20 protein-coding genes are annotated in these 16,845 nt (G+C 67.1%); 12 read left to right on the top strand and 8 right to left on the bottom strand.

Annotated elements, in window-relative coordinates; translation table 11 throughout:
• The first annotated feature begins 20 nt into the window (after nucleotides 1-20).
• Together Q9R28_RS05675 and eno are read left to right on the top strand one after the other, a co-directional pair.
• Nucleotides 21-506 carry an inorganic diphosphatase gene (locus tag Q9R28_RS05675; protein WP_251160801.1) on the top strand — a complete coding sequence of 162 codons (486 nt, stop codon included), beginning with the start codon at nucleotides 21-23 and terminating at the stop codon, nucleotides 504-506.
• A 142-nt stretch (nucleotides 507-648) separates the two neighbouring features.
• Nucleotides 649-1,983, top strand: coding sequence for a phosphopyruvate hydratase (gene eno / locus Q9R28_RS05670; RefSeq protein WP_311205645.1), 1,335 nt, complete (start codon nucleotides 649-651; stop codon nucleotides 1,981-1,983).
• On the opposite strand, the gene Q9R28_RS05665 is transcribed toward eno, so the two are convergent.
• The gene (locus Q9R28_RS05665) at nucleotides 1,968-2,888 is read right to left on the bottom strand and encodes a LysR family transcriptional regulator (RefSeq protein WP_311205644.1); all 921 of its coding nucleotides are present in this window, start codon (nucleotides 2,886-2,888) and stop codon (nucleotides 1,968-1,970) included. The genes eno and Q9R28_RS05665 overlap by 16 nt on opposite strands.
• 76 nt (nucleotides 2,889-2,964) lie before the next feature.
• Here Q9R28_RS05665 and Q9R28_RS05660 point away from each other — a divergent pair, with 76 nt between their 5' ends.
• The 6 genes from Q9R28_RS05660 (at nucleotide 2,965) to Q9R28_RS05635 (ending at nucleotide 8,757) form a co-directional block, all read left to right on the top strand.
• Nucleotides 2,965-4,122: a TDT family transporter gene (locus Q9R28_RS05660; protein WP_311205643.1), complete on the top strand. Its 1,158-nt coding sequence runs from the start codon at nucleotides 2,965-2,967 to the stop codon at nucleotides 4,120-4,122.
• The gene (locus Q9R28_RS05655; protein WP_251160797.1) at nucleotides 4,119-4,703 is read left to right on the top strand and encodes a uracil-DNA glycosylase family protein; all 585 of its coding nucleotides are present in this window, start codon (nucleotides 4,119-4,121) and stop codon (nucleotides 4,701-4,703) included. The genes Q9R28_RS05660 and Q9R28_RS05655 overlap by 4 nt, the downstream gene beginning before the upstream one ends.
• Before the next feature lie 140 nt (nucleotides 4,704-4,843).
• Entirely contained in the window at nucleotides 4,844-5,446 is a 603-nt protein-coding gene (locus Q9R28_RS05650) for a recombinase family protein (protein WP_002857200.1), read from the top strand.
• Nucleotides 5,447-5,452: 6 nt separating this feature from the next.
• The gene (locus Q9R28_RS05645; RefSeq protein ID WP_251160796.1) at nucleotides 5,453-6,847 is read left to right on the top strand and encodes a Mu transposase C-terminal domain-containing protein; all 1,395 of its coding nucleotides are present in this window, start codon (nucleotides 5,453-5,455) and stop codon (nucleotides 6,845-6,847) included.
• Nucleotides 6,844-7,656, top strand: a complete 813-nt coding sequence (locus Q9R28_RS05640) for an AAA family ATPase (RefSeq protein ID WP_251160795.1) — start codon at nucleotides 6,844-6,846, stop codon at nucleotides 7,654-7,656. Before Q9R28_RS05645 ends, Q9R28_RS05640 begins: the two co-directional genes overlap by 4 nt.
• A gap of 198 nt (nucleotides 7,657-7,854) precedes the next feature.
• On the top strand, nucleotides 7,855-8,757 hold the full coding sequence (locus Q9R28_RS05635; protein ID WP_251160794.1) for an arginase family protein: 903 nt from the start codon (nucleotides 7,855-7,857) through the stop codon (nucleotides 8,755-8,757).
• A 36-nt stretch (nucleotides 8,758-8,793) separates the two neighbouring features.
• On the opposite strand, the gene Q9R28_RS05630 is transcribed toward Q9R28_RS05635, so the two are convergent.
• On the bottom strand, nucleotides 8,794-8,934 hold the full coding sequence (locus Q9R28_RS05630; protein ID WP_251160793.1) for a hypothetical protein: 141 nt from the start codon (nucleotides 8,932-8,934) through the stop codon (nucleotides 8,794-8,796).
• Nucleotides 8,935-8,998: 64 nt separating this feature from the next.
• A complete protein-coding gene (locus Q9R28_RS05625; protein WP_311205642.1) occupies nucleotides 8,999-9,970 on the bottom strand; it encodes a phosphotransferase in 972 nt (323 codons plus the stop codon).
• 178 nt (nucleotides 9,971-10,148) lie between these two features.
• Between Q9R28_RS05625 and Q9R28_RS05620 the strand changes: the two genes are divergently transcribed.
• The 3 genes from Q9R28_RS05620 to Q9R28_RS05610 all read left to right on the top strand — a co-directional run bounded on the left by Q9R28_RS05620 (nucleotide 10,149) and on the right by Q9R28_RS05610 (nucleotide 12,206).
• On the top strand, nucleotides 10,149-10,520 hold the full coding sequence (locus Q9R28_RS05620; protein WP_251160791.1) for a PadR family transcriptional regulator: 372 nt from the start codon (nucleotides 10,149-10,151) through the stop codon (nucleotides 10,518-10,520).
• Entirely contained in the window at nucleotides 10,517-11,488 is a 972-nt protein-coding gene (locus Q9R28_RS05615; protein ID WP_251160790.1) for a hypothetical protein, read from the top strand. The genes Q9R28_RS05620 and Q9R28_RS05615 overlap by 4 nt, the downstream gene beginning before the upstream one ends.
• Nucleotides 11,489-11,558: 70 nt before the next feature.
• Entirely contained in the window at nucleotides 11,559-12,206 is a 648-nt protein-coding gene (locus Q9R28_RS05610) for a hypothetical protein (protein ID WP_251160789.1), read from the top strand.
• Between the two features lie 219 nt (nucleotides 12,207-12,425).
• Here Q9R28_RS05610 and Q9R28_RS05605 read toward each other — a convergent pair whose 3' ends face one another.
• Entirely contained in the window at nucleotides 12,426-13,268 is an 843-nt protein-coding gene (locus Q9R28_RS05605) for an alpha/beta fold hydrolase (RefSeq protein ID WP_251160788.1), read from the bottom strand.
• A gap of 201 nt (nucleotides 13,269-13,469) precedes the next feature.
• Nucleotides 13,470-14,036 (bottom strand): histidine phosphatase family protein, encoded by a 567-nt coding sequence (locus tag Q9R28_RS05600; protein ID WP_251160787.1) that lies wholly within the window; start codon nucleotides 14,034-14,036, stop codon nucleotides 13,470-13,472.
• Between the two features lie 95 nt (nucleotides 14,037-14,131).
• Between Q9R28_RS05600 and Q9R28_RS05595 the strand changes: the two genes are divergently transcribed.
• Nucleotides 14,132-14,701 (top strand): GNAT family N-acetyltransferase, encoded by a 570-nt coding sequence (locus Q9R28_RS05595; protein WP_251160786.1) that lies wholly within the window; start codon nucleotides 14,132-14,134, stop codon nucleotides 14,699-14,701.
• A 91-nt stretch (nucleotides 14,702-14,792) separates the two neighbouring features.
• Here Q9R28_RS05595 and Q9R28_RS16820 read toward each other — a convergent pair whose 3' ends face one another.
• The 3 genes from Q9R28_RS16820 to Q9R28_RS05575 all read right to left on the bottom strand — a co-directional run bounded on the left by Q9R28_RS16820 (nucleotide 14,793) and on the right by Q9R28_RS05575 (nucleotide 16,824).
• Nucleotides 14,793-15,203 carry a helix-turn-helix domain-containing protein gene (locus Q9R28_RS16820; protein WP_396137153.1) on the bottom strand — a complete coding sequence of 137 codons (411 nt, stop codon included), beginning with the start codon at nucleotides 15,201-15,203 and terminating at the stop codon, nucleotides 14,793-14,795.
• Between the two features lie 6 nt (nucleotides 15,204-15,209).
• Nucleotides 15,210-15,812 (bottom strand): recombinase family protein, encoded by a 603-nt coding sequence (locus tag Q9R28_RS05580; protein WP_251160785.1) that lies wholly within the window; start codon nucleotides 15,810-15,812, stop codon nucleotides 15,210-15,212.
• Nucleotides 15,813-16,050: 238 nt separating this feature from the next.
• Entirely contained in the window at nucleotides 16,051-16,824 is a 774-nt protein-coding gene (locus Q9R28_RS05575; protein WP_251160784.1) for a hypothetical protein, read from the bottom strand.
• Between the last annotated feature and the right edge of the window lie 21 nt (nucleotides 16,825-16,845).

Genomic DNA, 16,845 nt, shown 5'->3' with positions numbered 1-16,845 from the left:
CTCCAGAACCGGAGGCATCCATGCTGTTCGACGTCACGATCGAGATTCCCCGCGGTAGCGGCAACAAGTACGAAGTCGACCACGCCACCGGCCGGATCCGGCTCGACCGGGCGGTGTTCACCAGCATGGTGTTCCCCCAGGACTACGGCTCCATCGACAACACCCTCGGCGATGACGGCGACCCCCTCGACGCCCTCGTGCTCCTACCCCGTCCCACGTTCCCCGGCGTCGTCATCACGGTCCGGCCGGTCGGGATGCTGCGCATGGTCGACGAAAACGGCGGCGACGACAAGATCCTCACCGTCCCCGCCAACGACGACCGCTTCGCGCAGCTGCAGGACATCACCGACGTGCCGGAGCACACGCTGGCGGAGATCGAGCACTTCTTCTCCCACTACAAGGAGATCGAGCACGGCAAGCACGTCAGCACCAACGGGTGGGCCGACCGTGCTGCTGCCGAAGCCGTCATTCGCACCGCGCAGGAAGCCCACACCCGACACCCGTGACCCACGGGTCCACAGACTGCCACGGGGAGGCACTGGCGCCGAGTGATCGCCAGCAGGTCGTCCCTCCGCCTCCCCGCGGCTTCCCCTTCCAACCACACCCCCGCTCGACGCATGACCCGAACCGAACCGAAGGAGCGTCACCATGAACGACTACATCAGCGGCATCCACCACCACGGAGCCCATCAGGGTGAGTACGTCACCCACCACGACCACCCCGTCACCATCGACGCCGTCCACGGCGCCCGCATCCTCGACTCCCGCGGCTACCCGACCGTCCGCGTGTCCCTCGAGCTCGACGACGGCCGCACCGTCACGGGGGACGCCCCCGCGGGCGCATCCACCGGCGCCCACGAAGCCGTCGAGCTCCGTGACGGCGGTTCCGCGTTCGGGGGCCGGGACGTCGCCCAGGCGCTCCACCTGATCGACACCGACATCTCAGGGCTCCTCACCGGCCGGTCGTGGTCGGCGATCGGGCAGATCGACGCCGCCCTCGCCGAACTCGACGGCACCACCGGGTACCGCCGGCTCGGCGCGAACAGCGTCGTCGCGACCTCGATCGCCGCATCCCGAGCTCTCGCCCACGCCGCGGACCGGTCGCTCTGGCAGTGGATCGCCGAGATCACCGGCTCGACGCCGCGGATGCCGGTGCCGCACTTCAACGTCCTCAACGGCGGCGCGCACGCAGCGAACAAGTTGGACTTCCAGGAGTTCATGATCGCCCCCGTCGCGGCGACGTCGATGGCCGACGCCGTCCGCGTCGGCGCGGACGTCTACCACGCCCTCGCGGCCCTAGTGCGGGACCGGTTCGGCAGCCTCGGCCTCGGCGACGAGGGCGGCTTCGCACCGTCGATTGCCGCCCCCGAGGAAGCGCTCGACCTGCTCGTCGCTGCGATCCGTAGCGCCGGCTACGAGCCGGGCGTCGATCAGGTGGCGATCGCGCTCGATCCGGCCGCGAACGAGTTCTCCCAGGGCGACGGCTCCTACCGGGTGCTCAACGACAGCCTCGACCGGGACGGGCTAGTCGACTACTACCGGCATCTGGTCGACGCATATCCGATCCGGAGCATCGAAGACGGGTTCGCGGAAGACGACCATGAGGGGTTCCGCCGCATGCAAGCGGCACTCGGCGACCGGATCCAGATCGTCGGCGACGACCTCTACGTCACCGACCCACAGCGGATCCGCGAGGGCGGCGAGCAGCAGCTGACGAACGCGGCACTGATCAAGCCGAACCAGATCGGCACCGTCTCGCAAACCCTCGGCGCGATCGCCACCGCCACCAGCGTCGGGATGGCCAGCATGGTGTCGCACCGTTCCGGCGAGACCACGGATACATTCATCGCGGACCTCGTCGTCGGGACCGGCACCGGGCAGCTCAAGTCCGGCGCACCCGCCCGCGGGGAACGCGTCGCGAAGTACAACCGGCTCACCGAGATCGCCGAGCAGCACCCGGAGCTGCCCTACGGACTGATCTGACCACCGGTACTCGAGCTGCGGGCGGTGTCCAAGAACGCCGTGGCGGCAGGCCCCGGGTGGCCTGACCAGATCGCACGCAGCGGCCGGATCAGTGGCGGGCCGAGCAGCGGCACCCTGACGAGGGCACCGTCGGCGAGGTCAGTGTCGACGGTGCGGAGACTCATCACCGCGGGCGCGATGCCCGCCCGAACGTTGGCGCGGATGATGCCCGTCGTCTCCAGTACCGCCGCCGGCGCGACCAGGCGGAGCCCAGCACGGTCGAGCCACGCTTCGACCGTGGCGCGTGTGCCGGACCCTTCCTCACGGAGCAGCAGCGGCGTCTCCGCGAGGTCATCCGCGGTGATGCCCGAAGCGCTTGCCCACGGATGGTGCGGAGCGACGACGACCACAAGTTCATCCTCGTCGACCACGAGCGATGAGAGGTCAGCTGGCGCAGCAGGAGTCTCCGTGAACCCGACGTCGGCAGCGCCGGAACGAACGAGGTCGGTCACGGCGGCAGAGTTCCCCGCGATCAGGCGCACCGACGCAGGCGGCGCGGCCGCACGGTGCGCGAGCAACCATCCGGGCAGCAGGAGTTCGGCGATCGTCTGCGACGCTGCGACCACGAGGGATCCCGCTGGTTCTCGAAGCGCGGCGACGCCTGCTTCAAGCCGCCGGGAGGCCTCCAACACCGGGACGGCCAGACCGAGCACCACCCGGCCGGCGTCGGTCAGCGCGGTCCCGGATGCCGTCCGGTGCGCCAGCGGCTGACCGGTCGCCTGCTCCGCGGCACGCAAGCGCGCAGACACCGCCTGCTGCGTCACCCCCAACGCCTCGGCCGCGCGGGTCAACGAACCGGTCTCCGCGACGCGGACGAGAACCTCGAGGGTGTCGAGGTCCAGAGTCCGGTCCGTCAACCGCCGCATTGTCACAAGCAACCATTGTGCCCTGCCAACGAGTCCGCCGTTCCCGAACCACGGGGCACACGCGCACGATGGGTGCATGTCCGCTCACCTCGCCCACGCACCGGTGACGTCCGAGCAGGGTGTGCGAGACCGGCGGTTGTTCCGGGAGCTGGAGCGGCCCGGTCTGATCGTGTCGAACCTGACCCCGAACTGGTTCGCGTCGATCATGGGCACTGGGATCGTCGCCGTCGCAGCCGCGTCGCTGCCACTGCAGTTCCCGGGGCTCCGGACTGCGGCGACGGTGATCTGGGCGATCGCGGCGGTCCTGCTCGTCGCCCTCACCATCGCGACGGTCCTGCACTGGATCCGCTACCGGAGCACCGCGGCCAGGCACCACCTGCACCCGGTCATCTCCCACTTCTACGGCGCACCGCCCATGGCGTTCCTCACCGTCGGCGCCGGCACCATCCTCCTCGGTAAGGACTGGATCGGCCTCCCCGCCGCCGTCACCATCGACTGGGTCCTCTGGACCATCGGCACCATCGGCGGCCTCCTCACCGCGGTCCTCGTGCCGTACCTGGCGTTCACCCGCCACGAGAACAAACCCGACTCCGCGTTCGGCGGCTGGCTGATGCCCATCGTCCCGCCGATGGTGTCCGCCTCCACCGGTGCACTCCTGCTGCCCTACGCCCCCGCCGGTCAGGCGCGCGAAACCCTGCTGTGGTCCTGCTACGGCTTCTTCGGCCTCAGCCTCATCACGTCCCTGGTCGTGATCACGCTGATCTGGAGCCGACTCGCGCAACACAAGGTCGGCGCCGCCGGCATGGTCCCGACCCTGTGGATCGTCCTCGGACCCGTCGGCCAGTCCATCACCGCAGTGAACCTCCTCGCATCGAACGCCCCCACCGCCGTCGACGCCTCCACCGCCCACGCCCTGCTGGTCGTGGCGTTGGTGTACGGGTTCGCGATGCTCGGCTTCGCGCTGCTGTGGACCGTCATCGCCCTCGCCATCACCATCCGCACCGCCCGCGAACACCTGCCGTTCAGCCTGACCTGGTGGTCATTCACGTTCCCCGTCGGCACCTGCGTCACCGGCCTGAACGGCCTGGCCCTGCACTCCGGACTCACCGTCGTCGCCGTCCTCGCAGTCGTCTACTACGCCGGCCTCGTCGCCGCATGGATCACCGTCGCCGTCCGCACCTTCCACGGCTCCGTCATCCGCGGCGCCCTCCTCGCACCACCACAGCCGGCATGAACACCCCCGACGAACTCGCGGACGAGGTCGCGGACGTTCGATCCCTGAACGCCCTCGCCGAGGCATGGCGCACCGCACCCGACGGCTCACGGCGGTTCGTCCCGAACTTCGACCCGAGATCCGGCGGCACATCCAGCCGCGTCCTGGTCCTCATGCAGTCACCCGGCCCCCAGACCATCGCCGCAGCGCACACGGCGATCTGCAGCGAGGACAACCCGGGCCCGACCGCGGCCGCGTTCCGCGCAGCCCGCATCGAGTCCGGACTCGCACGCAACGACTACCTCCGCTGGAACCTCATCCCGTGGGAGATTCTCGGCCGCGTCCGACCTGTGGACATCGACGAGGGGCGACACGCCCTCGAAACTCTGCTCGAGGTGCTCCCCGTGCTCGATGCCATCGTCACGTACGGGACCGCCGCCCTCGACGGAGTCATGCGGCACCTCACCCTGGACGAGCACCCCCGACTCGTACCCGTCATCGCGGCACCACACCCCTCTCCGGCCAACGGCCGCCATCGCGCGGAACAACAACGACGTTCCGTCCAAGCGCTCCGGCTTGCGGCGCTGACTCACCGGCTGTAGCAAATACGAACGATTCCGCTACAACTGCCCGTGCCGACGGTTCGGCAGCGTGTGAGGCGGCGTGTCTTGTAACGGAACCCAATCCCGGAATCTACGTGCCGCCACTACCCCTCCTGGTCGAGTTTCGCTACGTTCTCTCCATGGGTCACCTCCTCGGGTACGCGCGCGTGTCCACCACCGACCAGGACGCGTCGCTACAGATCGACGCGCTAGGCGCCGCCGGCTGCTACCGCGTGTTCGTCGACACCATGTCCGGGTCGCTGCAACACCGGCCCGAGCTCGACAAGCTCCTCGACCAGCTCCGCCCCGGCGACACTCTCGTCGTCTGGCGACTCGACCGGCTCGGTCGATCCATCCGGCACCTCATCGACCAGCTGCACGCACTCGCCGAACGCGGCATCGGGTTCCGGTCGCTGCAGGAGACCATCGACACCACCTCACCCGGTGGCCGGCTTGTGTTCCACGTCTTCGCTGCGCTGGCAGAGTTCGAACGGGACCTCATCAAGGAACGCACCAACGCCGGCCTCGCCGCCGCCCGAGCCCGCGGCCGCACCGGAGGCCGACCATCTCGGCTCTCCGCGGACCAGGTGCGCACCGCACGCCGGCTCTACGAACAGCAGGACATGACCGTCGCGCAGATCGGCGATGTCCTCGGCGTCAGCCGCACCACCATCTACCGGACGCTCGCGAAGCACGCCGAACCCGTCGCCCGCCGACGCGCAAAGCCCTCACCGACGATGTAGCCGGTCATGGACGCGAGCGAGCGGTGGCGAATCCTTCGACTGCACGTCGAGGACGCAATCCCGCTTGCCACCCTGGCCCGCAGCACGGGCGTCACCGAGCGCACCCTGCAACGCTGGCTCGCCCGCTACCGGACAGGCGGATATGCCGCCCTCGCCGACGACGCTCGCGCCGACCATGGCGTCCGACGCACAGCACCGGAACTCGTCCGCCTGGTCGAAGGGCTTGCGCTCACCAAGCCGCGGCCGTCGATCGCCACCATTCACCGTCAGGTTGGCGTCCACTGCGCTGAACGGGGACTGCCGTCGCCGTCGTACTCCGCCGTGCGGTCGATCGTGAACGGGCTCGATCCCGGAATGGTGACGCTCGCACTCGAGGGGCCAGCGTCATACCGTGACAAACACGAGCTACTGCTCCGACGTCGCGCGGACCGCCCGAACGCGATCTGGCAGGCGGACCACACGATGCTTGACCTGCTCACCGTCGGGCCCGACGGCAAGCCCGCACGACCGTGGTTGACGGTGATCCTCGACGACTACTCCCGCGCGATCTGCGGGTACATGGTGTTCCTCGGTGCCCCGTCAGCGGCGAACACCGCGCTCGCGCTGCGCCAAGCGATCTGGCACAAGCCGGAACCGGACTGGCCCGTCTGCGGGATCCCGGACGTGCTCTACACGGACCACGGGTCCGACTTCACCAGCCATCGTCTCGGCGACACCGCGGCTGTGCTGCACCTCCGCATCATCCACTCGCAGGTCGCCCGGCCCCAGGGGCGCGGGAAGATCGAGCGGTTCTTCGGCACGATCAACACCGAACTGCTCCCAACGCTCCCCGGCCACCTCGCAGCCGGATCCTCGGCGCCGACGCCGGCGCTGGATCTCGGCGGCGTCGACAGTGCCATCAGCACGTTCATCCGCAGCTACAACGCCCGCTCCCACCGTGAGCTCCGGACGAGCCCACTGCACGCGTGGATTGCAGACGGGTGGCTGCCACGGCTCCCGGAGTCCCTTGAACAGCTCGACGGGTTCCTGCTCACCGTCCCCACGACGCGGGTCGTGCAGCGCGATGGCATCCACTTCGAGGGCCTCCGCTACACCGCGGCCACTCTCGCGCCGTTCGTCGGTAGCACCGTGAGTGTCCGGTACGACCCACGCGACGTCACCGAGATCCGCGTATTCCACCGCGACGTGTTCCTCTGCACCGCGATCAGCACCGAGCACCAGACCGAGACGATCAGCCTCAAGCAGATCCAAGCCGCCAGGAACGCTCAGCGCCGGGCTTTACGCGGGCAGATCCACGAACGCATCGCGATCGTCAATCCCAAACTCGACGACACCACCACACCGCCAGCCGTCGAGACGGATCGGCCGCGACTGAAGACCTACGAGGAGGACCGGTCATGACGAGCCAGTTCATCGTCACCAAGGAGCACCGCCGGTTCGCGGAGTTTGCCGACGCGGTCCGGAAGCAGAACACCATCGGCGTCTGCTTCGGGCCCGCCGGCGTCGGCAAGACCCTCTCAGCGCGCCGCTACGCGCACTGGGACAGTATCGGCCCGTTTATCGCCAGGTGGGCCGCACGCAGTGAAGACGACACCAAGATCTACGCCGCGGCCCACCGCGCACGGACCGTCTTCTACACGCCCGAGGTCTCCGCGACGATGCGCGCCCTGCAAGAGGACCTCCGGCACGACATGGTCCGCACCGAACGCTGCATCGAGGAACACCTCGTCCTCCACGGCGGCCACGTCGACCACGCGCACGGCCCCAACCCGTCACTGCTCGAGCTGATCATCATCGATGAGTCCGAACGCCTCACCGGCAACGCGATCGAGTGGCTGCGTGACCAGTACGACCGCACCGGGATCGCGATGATCCTGATCGGCATGCCCGGCATCGAGAAGCAGTTCACCCACTACCCGCAGCTCTACAGCCGCCTCGGTTTCGCCCACCAGTACCGTCCGCTCGGCCACGACGAGCTGCTCTTCGTCCTCGAACGTCAATGGCGCAAGCTAGGCAAGACAATCGACCCCGACGACTTCACCGACGCGCAAGCCATCGCCGCCGTCGAACGCATCACCCGCGGCAACTTCCGGCTCCTCGAGCGCCTCCTCCCGCAGATCCAACGCGTTCTGAAGATCAACGAGCTCGACGTCATCACCAACGACGTCGTCGAAGCCGCCCGCAGCACCCTCGTCATCGGCACCACCTGACCCGACACCGATCGCAGCGAGAAGGACGACACAGAGCGCGGCTGCTCACAGTTCATCGGCGCAGATTGCTGCGGACCGCGTCGAAGTGCCCGAGCGTCCGGTTGACGACCGCCAATCGGACGCCTCTTGCCGCGGTGTGCCGTCGTATCCACTTAGCTTCGCGAGGAGACGCGGAGTCGTTCTGTCAGACTCGGTCGGATGATCGCGCTTGTTTCGGCCCCGACGAACCTCGGCCTGCGGCCACCAGAGCCGGGTGCGGTTCCCGGAGCGGCGAAAGCACCCGAGGCGCTTCGCGAAGCAGGTCTCTACCGCCGGCTCGTGGAGCAGGGAGCCACCGACGCCGGCGTGGTCCTTCCTGGCCGGTACGTCGACGACGACGCGACCCGCATCCCGGGCGTCGTGCGAAACGAGGGCGCGATGATTGATCACGCGCGGCGGCTCGCGGACCGCATCGACGCGGTACTGGCAACCGGTGCAGCGCCGTTGGTCATCGGCGGAGATTGCAGCGTGCTCCTCGGCGCGGGTCTTGCAATGAAGCGACGGGGCGGTGTCGGGCTGGTGCACGTGGACGGGCACACCGACTTCCGGCACCCGGGCAACAGTGACGAGTGCGCGAGTGTCGCGGGGGAGGACCTGGCCGCTGCAGTTGGGTCCCACTGGCCATCTGTGTCTGACATCGACGGTGCCGCCCCGTACTTCGACCCCGCACGGACCGCCCACGTCGGCTGCCGCGATGACGACGCCGAACTGGCGGAGGTTCGCCGCGTGGTCGGTGCGGTCGTCCCGACCTCGGAGTGGAGCGGTCGCGGTACTGCTGCCGTCGTCGACGTCCTGCGAACGACTGCGGGTGCTGCTGGCTACTGGTTGCAGGTCGACGTCGACGTGCTCGACGCAACCGTGATGCCTGCCGTGGACAGTCCTGACCCGGGCGGCTGCACGCCCGAGGAACTAATCGAGCTGCTTCGCGGGCTCGCACCTCGCGCTATCGGTGCGTCGATCACGGTCTATGACCCGGACCTCGACCCCGATGGCACGTACGCGCTCCTCTTGACGGACATTCTCACGGTCAGCCTTGGTGACCTCGGCAGCGAGTTGCGGTAGCGACGTCCGGTAGCGGATGGCCTGGCGGACTCCCACTCAGTAATCGGGGTCCTGACGGTCCTGGTCCTGCCAAGGGAGCATCCGGCCAGCGACGAGCGACAGGACCCCGCCGAACATGAACACGAGGGCGACAGCCCACCACGGGTTGCGTCGCTCTCGCTGTCCTTCATTGCTCATACGCTCACGGTAGCGAACCGCCATCGCCGTCCGATAACCGATCGGCTAACGAGACTGCGTTTTCCTACCTCGCCGTCTGCTCGTCGAGTACGTCGATTGCGGCTTGACCCCACCCCATCGGGTCGTCGCCGGGAGGCACGAGTGCGAGCGAGTACCAGAGCACGAGGACCGGCCACCACTGACGTTCCGCATCGGTGAGAGCTTGGACCGTTTGGTAGCCGTCCAGGAACTGCTGCCGAACGGAAGCTGAGACGGGCCCCCAGTCGCGGAAGAGCGTGCCGAGCATGACCGCCGAACGAGCGAGCTCGACGATTCGGTGATCGAGCCGGAGCTCCTCGAAGTCGAGAACGCCGACGACAGCGCTGCCGACGCACAGGATGTTTGCTGCGCGGTAGTCGCCCTGCACGATCTGTACAGACGGGAGGTTTGCCGACGCTTGTTTGAGCATCCGCCCGAGGACGTCCCGTGCGTCCGGGGACAGCGTCGACGGGTTGGAGGAGACCCAGCCTGCGATCTGCTCGGTGAGTGGTGCCGGTACGGACAGGAACTCGGATGGCGAGTTGCGCAAGGGGTGCTCGTGCAGCGCATCGTGCAGCCGTGCGAGCATCGCTCCCGCTGCACGAACCTGATCAGGGTCCTCGACATTGGGGTGGCTGCCCTCAATGACGCGTTGCAGTCCCATCGAGACACGATCGCTCGTCACCTGAACCTCATCCGCGAGGGTCGGTACCGGTGTCGACACGGGTAGTCCGAGTGCTCCGAGCGAAGCGGTGACCGTGGCGGCGAACGCGAGCCGATCGAACCGGTCAGGTGCGACCGACCACTTCAACAGGAGCCGTTCGTCGCCGGATCGCAACCATGCAAGTGCGTTGCTGTCGCTGATCACGACCCGCTCCGGGGACCCGACACGGAGACCCCAATGGCGCTCGACGGTCGAGGTGGCCCAATCGCCCACCGCCTCCGCATTGGCGAAGCCGAAACGGTCTCGGAGCACTTCAGTCGGGTCGTCCTGCGCCCACAACATCTCGATCGTCATTGATCCCCCTGCATCAAGAGCCAGGCATCGAGCCCGACACCCCACTCAATCTTGCCTTGTCTGACCCGCCTGCTTCCGAGTTCATGTCAGAGCCTCAGAACCCGAACGGCTATGGACGGCGCAAGGTTCGTATGAGCTGCGCTTCCAAATACTCTGATCGAATGAGTATTATGACGGCATGAGTAGCGGTGAGATGCGAGAGCCGACACTGCTGGTGCTGACGGCGCTGGCGGGGGGTCGGGCGCACGGGTACGCCCTGATCGCGGAAGCGGAGTCAATCTCGGACGGCCGGGTTCGGTTGAAGGTCGGCACGTTGTACGCGGTGCTCGGCCGTCTTCTCGATCAGGGGTTGGTGCAAGAAGCCGGAGAGGAAGTTGTCGATGGTCGCCTGCGGAAGTACTTCGAGATGACACCCGCGGGTGGAGACGCTCTCGAGAGCGAGGTGCGCCGACTCGAAGCGAACGCGAGCGCGGCGCGCCGGCGCATGCAGGGCTTCAAGACCGGGCACGTCACCGGTTCAGCGTTCATTGCTCGTGGAGGCATCGCATGACCAGCACGAACCTGGAAGAGCAGTACCGGGCAGCGGTGCGCTGGTACCCGCCGAAGTGGCGACGCCGATTCGGCGAGGCGATGGTCGGGGTCCTCCTCGACGTCGCGGACAATGAAGGCCGAACCGCCCCGGCCACCGGCGAGCTCGCCGACCTTCGTGGACGAGGGCTGGCGGAGTGGATCAACGTCGTGTGCCCGCAGGACGTGCGGGCACTCGTGGCGTCTATCTCGGTCGGAGCTGCCGCCGCGTTCACGCTGACGTACTTCTTCTTCGTCTCATGGCCGCAAGGCTTCGACAGGGGCACCATCCCCGACAACGTTCCACTCTTCGGGCCGTTCCTGAACGCCGCGCCACTGTTCATCGCGCCTGTGCTGCTCATGTTCGTCGCGGCCGTCGCCGGGTCGCGGGTACTTACCCATGCGATCGGGGTTGTGGCGTTGCTCGGAGTAGTCAGCGCAGCCCTGCTTCGCTCGGCAACTGGAAACTGGAACGGACCTGGCTCAACCACCGTCGTGTTCGTCGCGTTGCTGGTCATCTTCGCCTCCATCGGCGATCCACGCCGCAGACTCCCAAGCCTTGCCGCGTTCGGCTTCGTCGGGATTGCGTCGGCGCTCTTCGGTTTCCTGCGACTCCCCACTGCGCGTCCGTGGGAGACACAATTCGTCGGAGATGCCGGCTGGTGGAGCATCGCGCTCGCTCCCTGGGTGCTGGCATCAGCTGGAGGAATCGTCCTCGTCAGCGTCCTCGTCCTCCTTGCTCAGCGGCGGACGGTCCTGGCTGCGGCGATCGCCGTCGCCTGGCTCCCGTGGGCGGCCGCAGCGACTGTGACACTGAAAGTGTTCGCCGGCGAGGAAGCCGACTCGTTCGTGATGGCGATCGGCTCGGTCGCACTCTGCCTCTTCGCGTTGCAGCAAGTGCGCACGAGAATGATCCGGCGAGGCACAAGGGACGCGCCCACACGAGCTTGAAGCCACCGACCTCAGTAGACCGTCCGATGATCGATCGGCTATCGGGACGGTGTTCTCGTAGTGTGCGGGGATGCAGTGGCAGCAGGCGCTTCTCGATCAGCTCGGTGTCGCGAGCCCGGCCGTAGATGCGGTGCGGCCGTACGGTTCCGTGCCCACACCCTCGGAACTCGATCGGTGGAGCGACCTTGACGCTGAGGTCGATCTCTCCGCAGACGTCGAGGGCCGACTGCTCCTCGGAGCTGAACTATGGGCGTGGCAAAGCAGTCTCGATGACGATGTGCAGCGGGTTCGCGCGGTGCAGCGGGTTCGCGCGGTGCTGCGGGACGGTCGCCGCTGCGACTTGGCGGTGCGTGGCGCAATGCTCACGCTTCCGCCGCCGCCCGTCGACAACGCTGTGCGGTTCGACCTTGCCCTCGCGGCGGCACGCTTCGGTCGGGGTGCGAACGTCATCGGGCTGCACCTCACCCTCGGGGTGGTCCGTGAAGCCCTCGTTCACAGCATGGTCCTGGCGGATCGGCAGAGCGGCAGCGGGCATCACCGGTCGGGAACACCCACCGACGTCGTTGCCACGGAGGCGCTGGCGCTGTTGCCCACTGCCCCAACGCCAGATCTGACAGTGCGAGTGGCGAAGTTCTACAGCGAGCGTCGTGCACTGATCGAGTCGGACTACGAGCCCGATTGGAGCGGGCTGACAGCGATCGTCACACCATCGAGCTAGGTGCCCGCCGTCCAACAGTTCATCGGTCGGTGAGGCAGGTCGACTACGAACCGAATAGGCCGAGAGCCCCCGCAACGGCCACAGAGCAACCCGCAACCACCGCCACCACGCCCCCGATGATCGCGGCCAGTCGCTGATCCTTGTTCATCCCCATGCCCCGAGCTTAGAAGTGTCCGATAGCCGATGGGTGGCCGGGCCCCTCGGACCCGGCCACCGAAGTCACCGACTCAGCAGGGCCGTACGCGCGGACTCTACGAAAGCGTGCGGATCATCGACCCACGGGAAGTGTCCTGCCCCGTCCTGAACTCGGAGGGTCGCGTGCGGGAACAAGTCGACGAGCTGCTGCATGACCGGCAGCGGCAGGCCCACGTCGACGCCGCCGGCGATGACTGTCACTGGCGCGCGCAGCTCAGCAAGAGCTTCCCGCGTGGTCGGTGGATCGAATGCGCCGTCAGCCCCGAAGGCGGCGGCGGCACGCGGGTTCCTAGCGGTGTTCATTGCGGCCTCATACTGAGCCACACCGTCGTTCCACCGCCCGTATGTGAACGGGGCAATCGCGTTCCAGTCAGTGTCCGTGGCTTCGTCGGCTTGGATGCGGGCGAGCGCTGCGGCGGCCTCGGCATACCAGGACTCTCCGGCTCGTAGGCGCGCGACCGCGGAGCGGTCGGCGTCAGAGATGTTGAGTCCGACGGCACGTGTGCTCGGGGCGACGAGAACGAGGCGCTTCACGTGCTCGCCGTACCGCTCGGCGTACCGAGCGACGATGTTCGCGCCCGCCGAATGACCAAGGAGTGTGACGCGATCGAGCGCGAGATACTGTCGGAGGGCTTCGAGGTCTTGGACGATGAGGTCGCATCGGAGAGCAGCAGCATCGGTTACGACGCCAGGCAGAGCCCCGGGCAAGTTGAACAGGATGAGTTCGGCGTGCTGGCTCAACCCGCCGAGGTCCTCTAGGTAGTCGGCTGGTAGGAGCGGACCGCCGGGGATACAGATCACGGGTTCCCCGTGCCCGATGCGGGTGTAGGTGAGAGTGCCGACGCGCGGCGAAGTGAATGACTGCATGTGTGCGCTTTCGTGGCTCAGGCGCGCAGCAGTTGACTGAGGTCGCTGTCAGATGAGCGACGACGGAGCCTGATGCTGGCGCGTCCATTGGACTGTCGTAGTAACTGGACTCACCCCCTCAGGTCTTGTGATGCTCACCGTAGCAAGGGTGCATCCGCGTCCGATAGACGATCGGCCGCCGAGCCTGCCCACCACCCTTGCCTAGCGAAGGTGACCGGTGTCGTTGAAGGCCACCAGGGAAGGGCCTCGATCTGCGTCCCACCGGATCGCAGTTACTGCGCAGTTGTCATGATGCAGAGCCATCCAGCGCCAGGACGGTGCGTCGAGAACTTCCCGGACGAACCACCCGATCACGAAATTGTGAGTCACCACGAGGTCCGTAGAGCCCGCGTCGGACTCGATCGACAGCGACTCGAAGGCTTGCCGAAGCGCACGCGCGTCCTCATCTCGCTCGTCAGCAGGAACAGCGTCCAACCAAGCCAACCAGCGATGCGGGTATTCACGGCGACGATCCACTGACGGAACAGGGGTGCGGTCGCGCACGAGGTCAGAGAGGCGACGCTCGGCCGCGGGTAGATGTCGCGACACGATGCTTGCCGTCTCCGCTGCGCGAGTGAGGGGGCTCTCGTAGATACGACCGATATCAGCACCTGACAATCGCTGGCCGAGCAGTTCGGCCTGCTCGCGACCTCGCTGAGACAGTCCGCCGTCTGGCCGGGCGGGGTCCTGCTCACCATGCCGGGTGAGGTAGAGCAGCCGTTGACTCATGTCCGCACCGTAGCGTCACTCCATCGACAGAGCGATGGACTGGCCGTCTCGATAGCCGATCGGTCACTGAAACTGACTCTTGGGAGGATGACAGGGTGCGCACTTCTCCGTGGCCCGCTCAGAGCGGGGCCCTCCTCCTCCGCGATCCTCGGCCCGAGGATGCAGACCAGCTCGTCGCGCTGCGGAACGACCCAGTCGTCAACCGGTTCATGCTTCGCACCCACGTCGATCCTGACGCCTACGCGAGGGAGTGGGCCAGCATCCCCGACAGCGACACCGACTTCTCCTGCATCGCAGAGCTAGACGGCCAGCTCGCTGGCCTGGGCTTCCTCGACGTCATCGACGGCCTAGGACAACCCGATATGCCGCTGGCGACGCAAGGCGTCATCGGTTATATGCTGCAACCCGACCTCGCCGGACAGGGACTGGGAACAGTCCTGGCACGCGGCCTACTGACCGCAGCGTTCGACGTGCTCCGGCTCCGGCGCGTCACCGCGAGCTGTAACGCCGACAACATCGCCTCCGCCCGCGTCCTCGAAAAGAACGGCATGCGACGCGAGCAGCACGGCATCGAGGACTCCTGGCACGCCGACCTGGGCTGGGTCGACGGCTACCAGTACGCGATGCTCGACCGCGAGTGGGCCGCCGCTCGGACCGTCCGATAGCCGATCGGCTACTGAGACGGTCCTGACGTCGATCTTCCGTCTGTGAGCAGCTTCGCTCGGTGTCGTCGTTTTCGCGGCGATCGGTGGTCGGTCAGGTGGTACCGATGACGAGGGTGCTGCGCGCGGCTTCGACGACATCGTTGGTGATGACGTCGAGCATGCCGATGAGAATCATCGCGATGCCGGTGCGATCGTACTGGTCACGCAGCCACTCGATGGCGTTCCCGGTGAGGCGTTCGGACTCGTCGATAATGATCAGCTCGAGCAGGGACGGGTTAGGGGCGTGTGCGTGGTCGAAGTGCCGGAGTTCCGGCGCCGTCCGTCGGACGCCACGATCGGTCCGGGTGCCGTCGGCCAGGGCGACGTACCCGCCGGTGCGGTAGCGGGTGAGCCAGCGTTGCAGGGTGCGCTCGCTGACACCCGTACTGCGGGCGAGGGCAGCGAGCGGGATGGCGTCGTCGACGTGTAGTCGAAGGATCTGCCACCGCTCGCTCGCGTCCATGACTGGTTACATCGTCGGTGAGGGCTTCGGCCGCCTGGCGATGATCGGTTCGCTGTGGCGGGCGATGGCCCGGTAGATGGTGGTGCGGCTGACGCCGAGGACATTGCCGATCTGCGCGACGGTCATGTCCTGCTGTTCGTAGAGCCGGCGTGCGGTGCGCACCTGGTCCGCGGAGAGGCGAGATGGTCGGCCGCCGGTGCGGCCGCGGGCTCGGGCGGCGGCGAGGCCGGCATTGGTGCGTTCCCTGATGAGGTCCCGTTCGAACTCCGCCAGCGCGGCGAAGACGTGGAACACGAGCCGACCGCCGGGTGAGGTGGTGTCGATGGTCTCCTGGAGTGACCGGAACCCGATCCCGCGCTCGGCGAGTGCGTGCAGCTGGTCGATGAGGTGCCGGATGGATCGACCGAGGCGGTCGAGTCGCCAGACGACGAGGGTGTCGCCGGGGCGGAGCTGGTCGAGGAGCTTGTCGAGTTCAGGTCGGTGTTGGAGCGACCCGGACATGGTGTCGACGAACACTCGGTAGCAGCCGGCGGCGCCTAGCGCGTCGATCTGCAGCGATGCGTCCTGGTCGATGGTGGACACGCGCGCGTACCCGAGGAGGTGACCCATGCGAAAAAGGTAGCGAAACTCGACCAGCAGGGGTAGTAGCGGAACATAGATTCCGGGACTGGGTTCCGCTACAAGACACGCCGCTTCGTCGAGGTCGTCAATGTGTTAGCCGTTGGATGTGGCGGAATCGGAGGTTTGAGGGACGCCCTGGATAGAGACCGCGAGTACGTGTTGACCAGGCACTGGGGGTAGGCGACCAGGTCGTCCCGGCCGGAGCGGTCGCCTGCGGGCCGCAGCATCAGGTGGTGAGGGCGATCTGGGTCGCGCGCGCGATCACGTCGGGCGGGTCAGTGGCACCGGTGACGAATACCGTGATGACTGTTGACCAGTGGACACCGCTGAGTACCGCAACGGCCCCCGCGGTTGAGCTGTCTACGAGAACGGTCCCCGTGGCGGTCCACCCATCCGGCACCGATGTGCGAAAGGACCTGGCAGTCTCACTGTTCGCTGCTGTGAGGAGCGCTTCTCGGTACGCGCTGTTCAACTGCTCGTCGAGGAAATCGCCGAGGAGTGCAGTGTTGATGTCGCTGCAGGCCTGCCGGGCAGTTGTCGTACGCGTCGTTGTCACGCGGTCGCCCAGAGCAGCGAGACCAGCGGCAACGCTGCTGTCGCCACCGAGCCGTAGGATCTGTGCGTCAACGTCAGAGGGATCTTCCGCGACCGGTAGCGTCGTCCCGCTCGGGTCGTTCCTGGCAGCGATTGCGGGAAGAACCGAAGCGAGAAGAGCGTCTGCGGGTACTTCGATTTCGCCCTTGTAGGTCGAGACCGCACCAGTTGCGCCACTCATCACACAGGTACTGACGGTTGCGTGTTCGGCTTGCTCTAGTGCGAGCAACGCGCTCTCCGTGGTCGTTGTCGGACGGGCGCTCGATGATGGCGCGGTGAGGACCGGTGCTTCGTCAGCCGATGCAGCAGCACTCGGGTCCGCCGTCTTGCTCGGCTCAGCCGCGACGGTGGTCGATGCTCTGGCGCAACCGCTCAAGATCAGGGCCGACACGGCGATGGTCAGCACTTGGCTAATCATGCGGTGCAG

The organism is Curtobacterium sp. BRD11, from assembly GCF_031844345.1.
Taxonomy (GTDB): domain Bacteria; phylum Actinomycetota; class Actinomycetes; order Actinomycetales; family Microbacteriaceae; genus Curtobacterium.
Note: the sequence above shows the minus strand (reverse complement) of the source record. Positions and strands in the feature narration are given on the sequence as shown.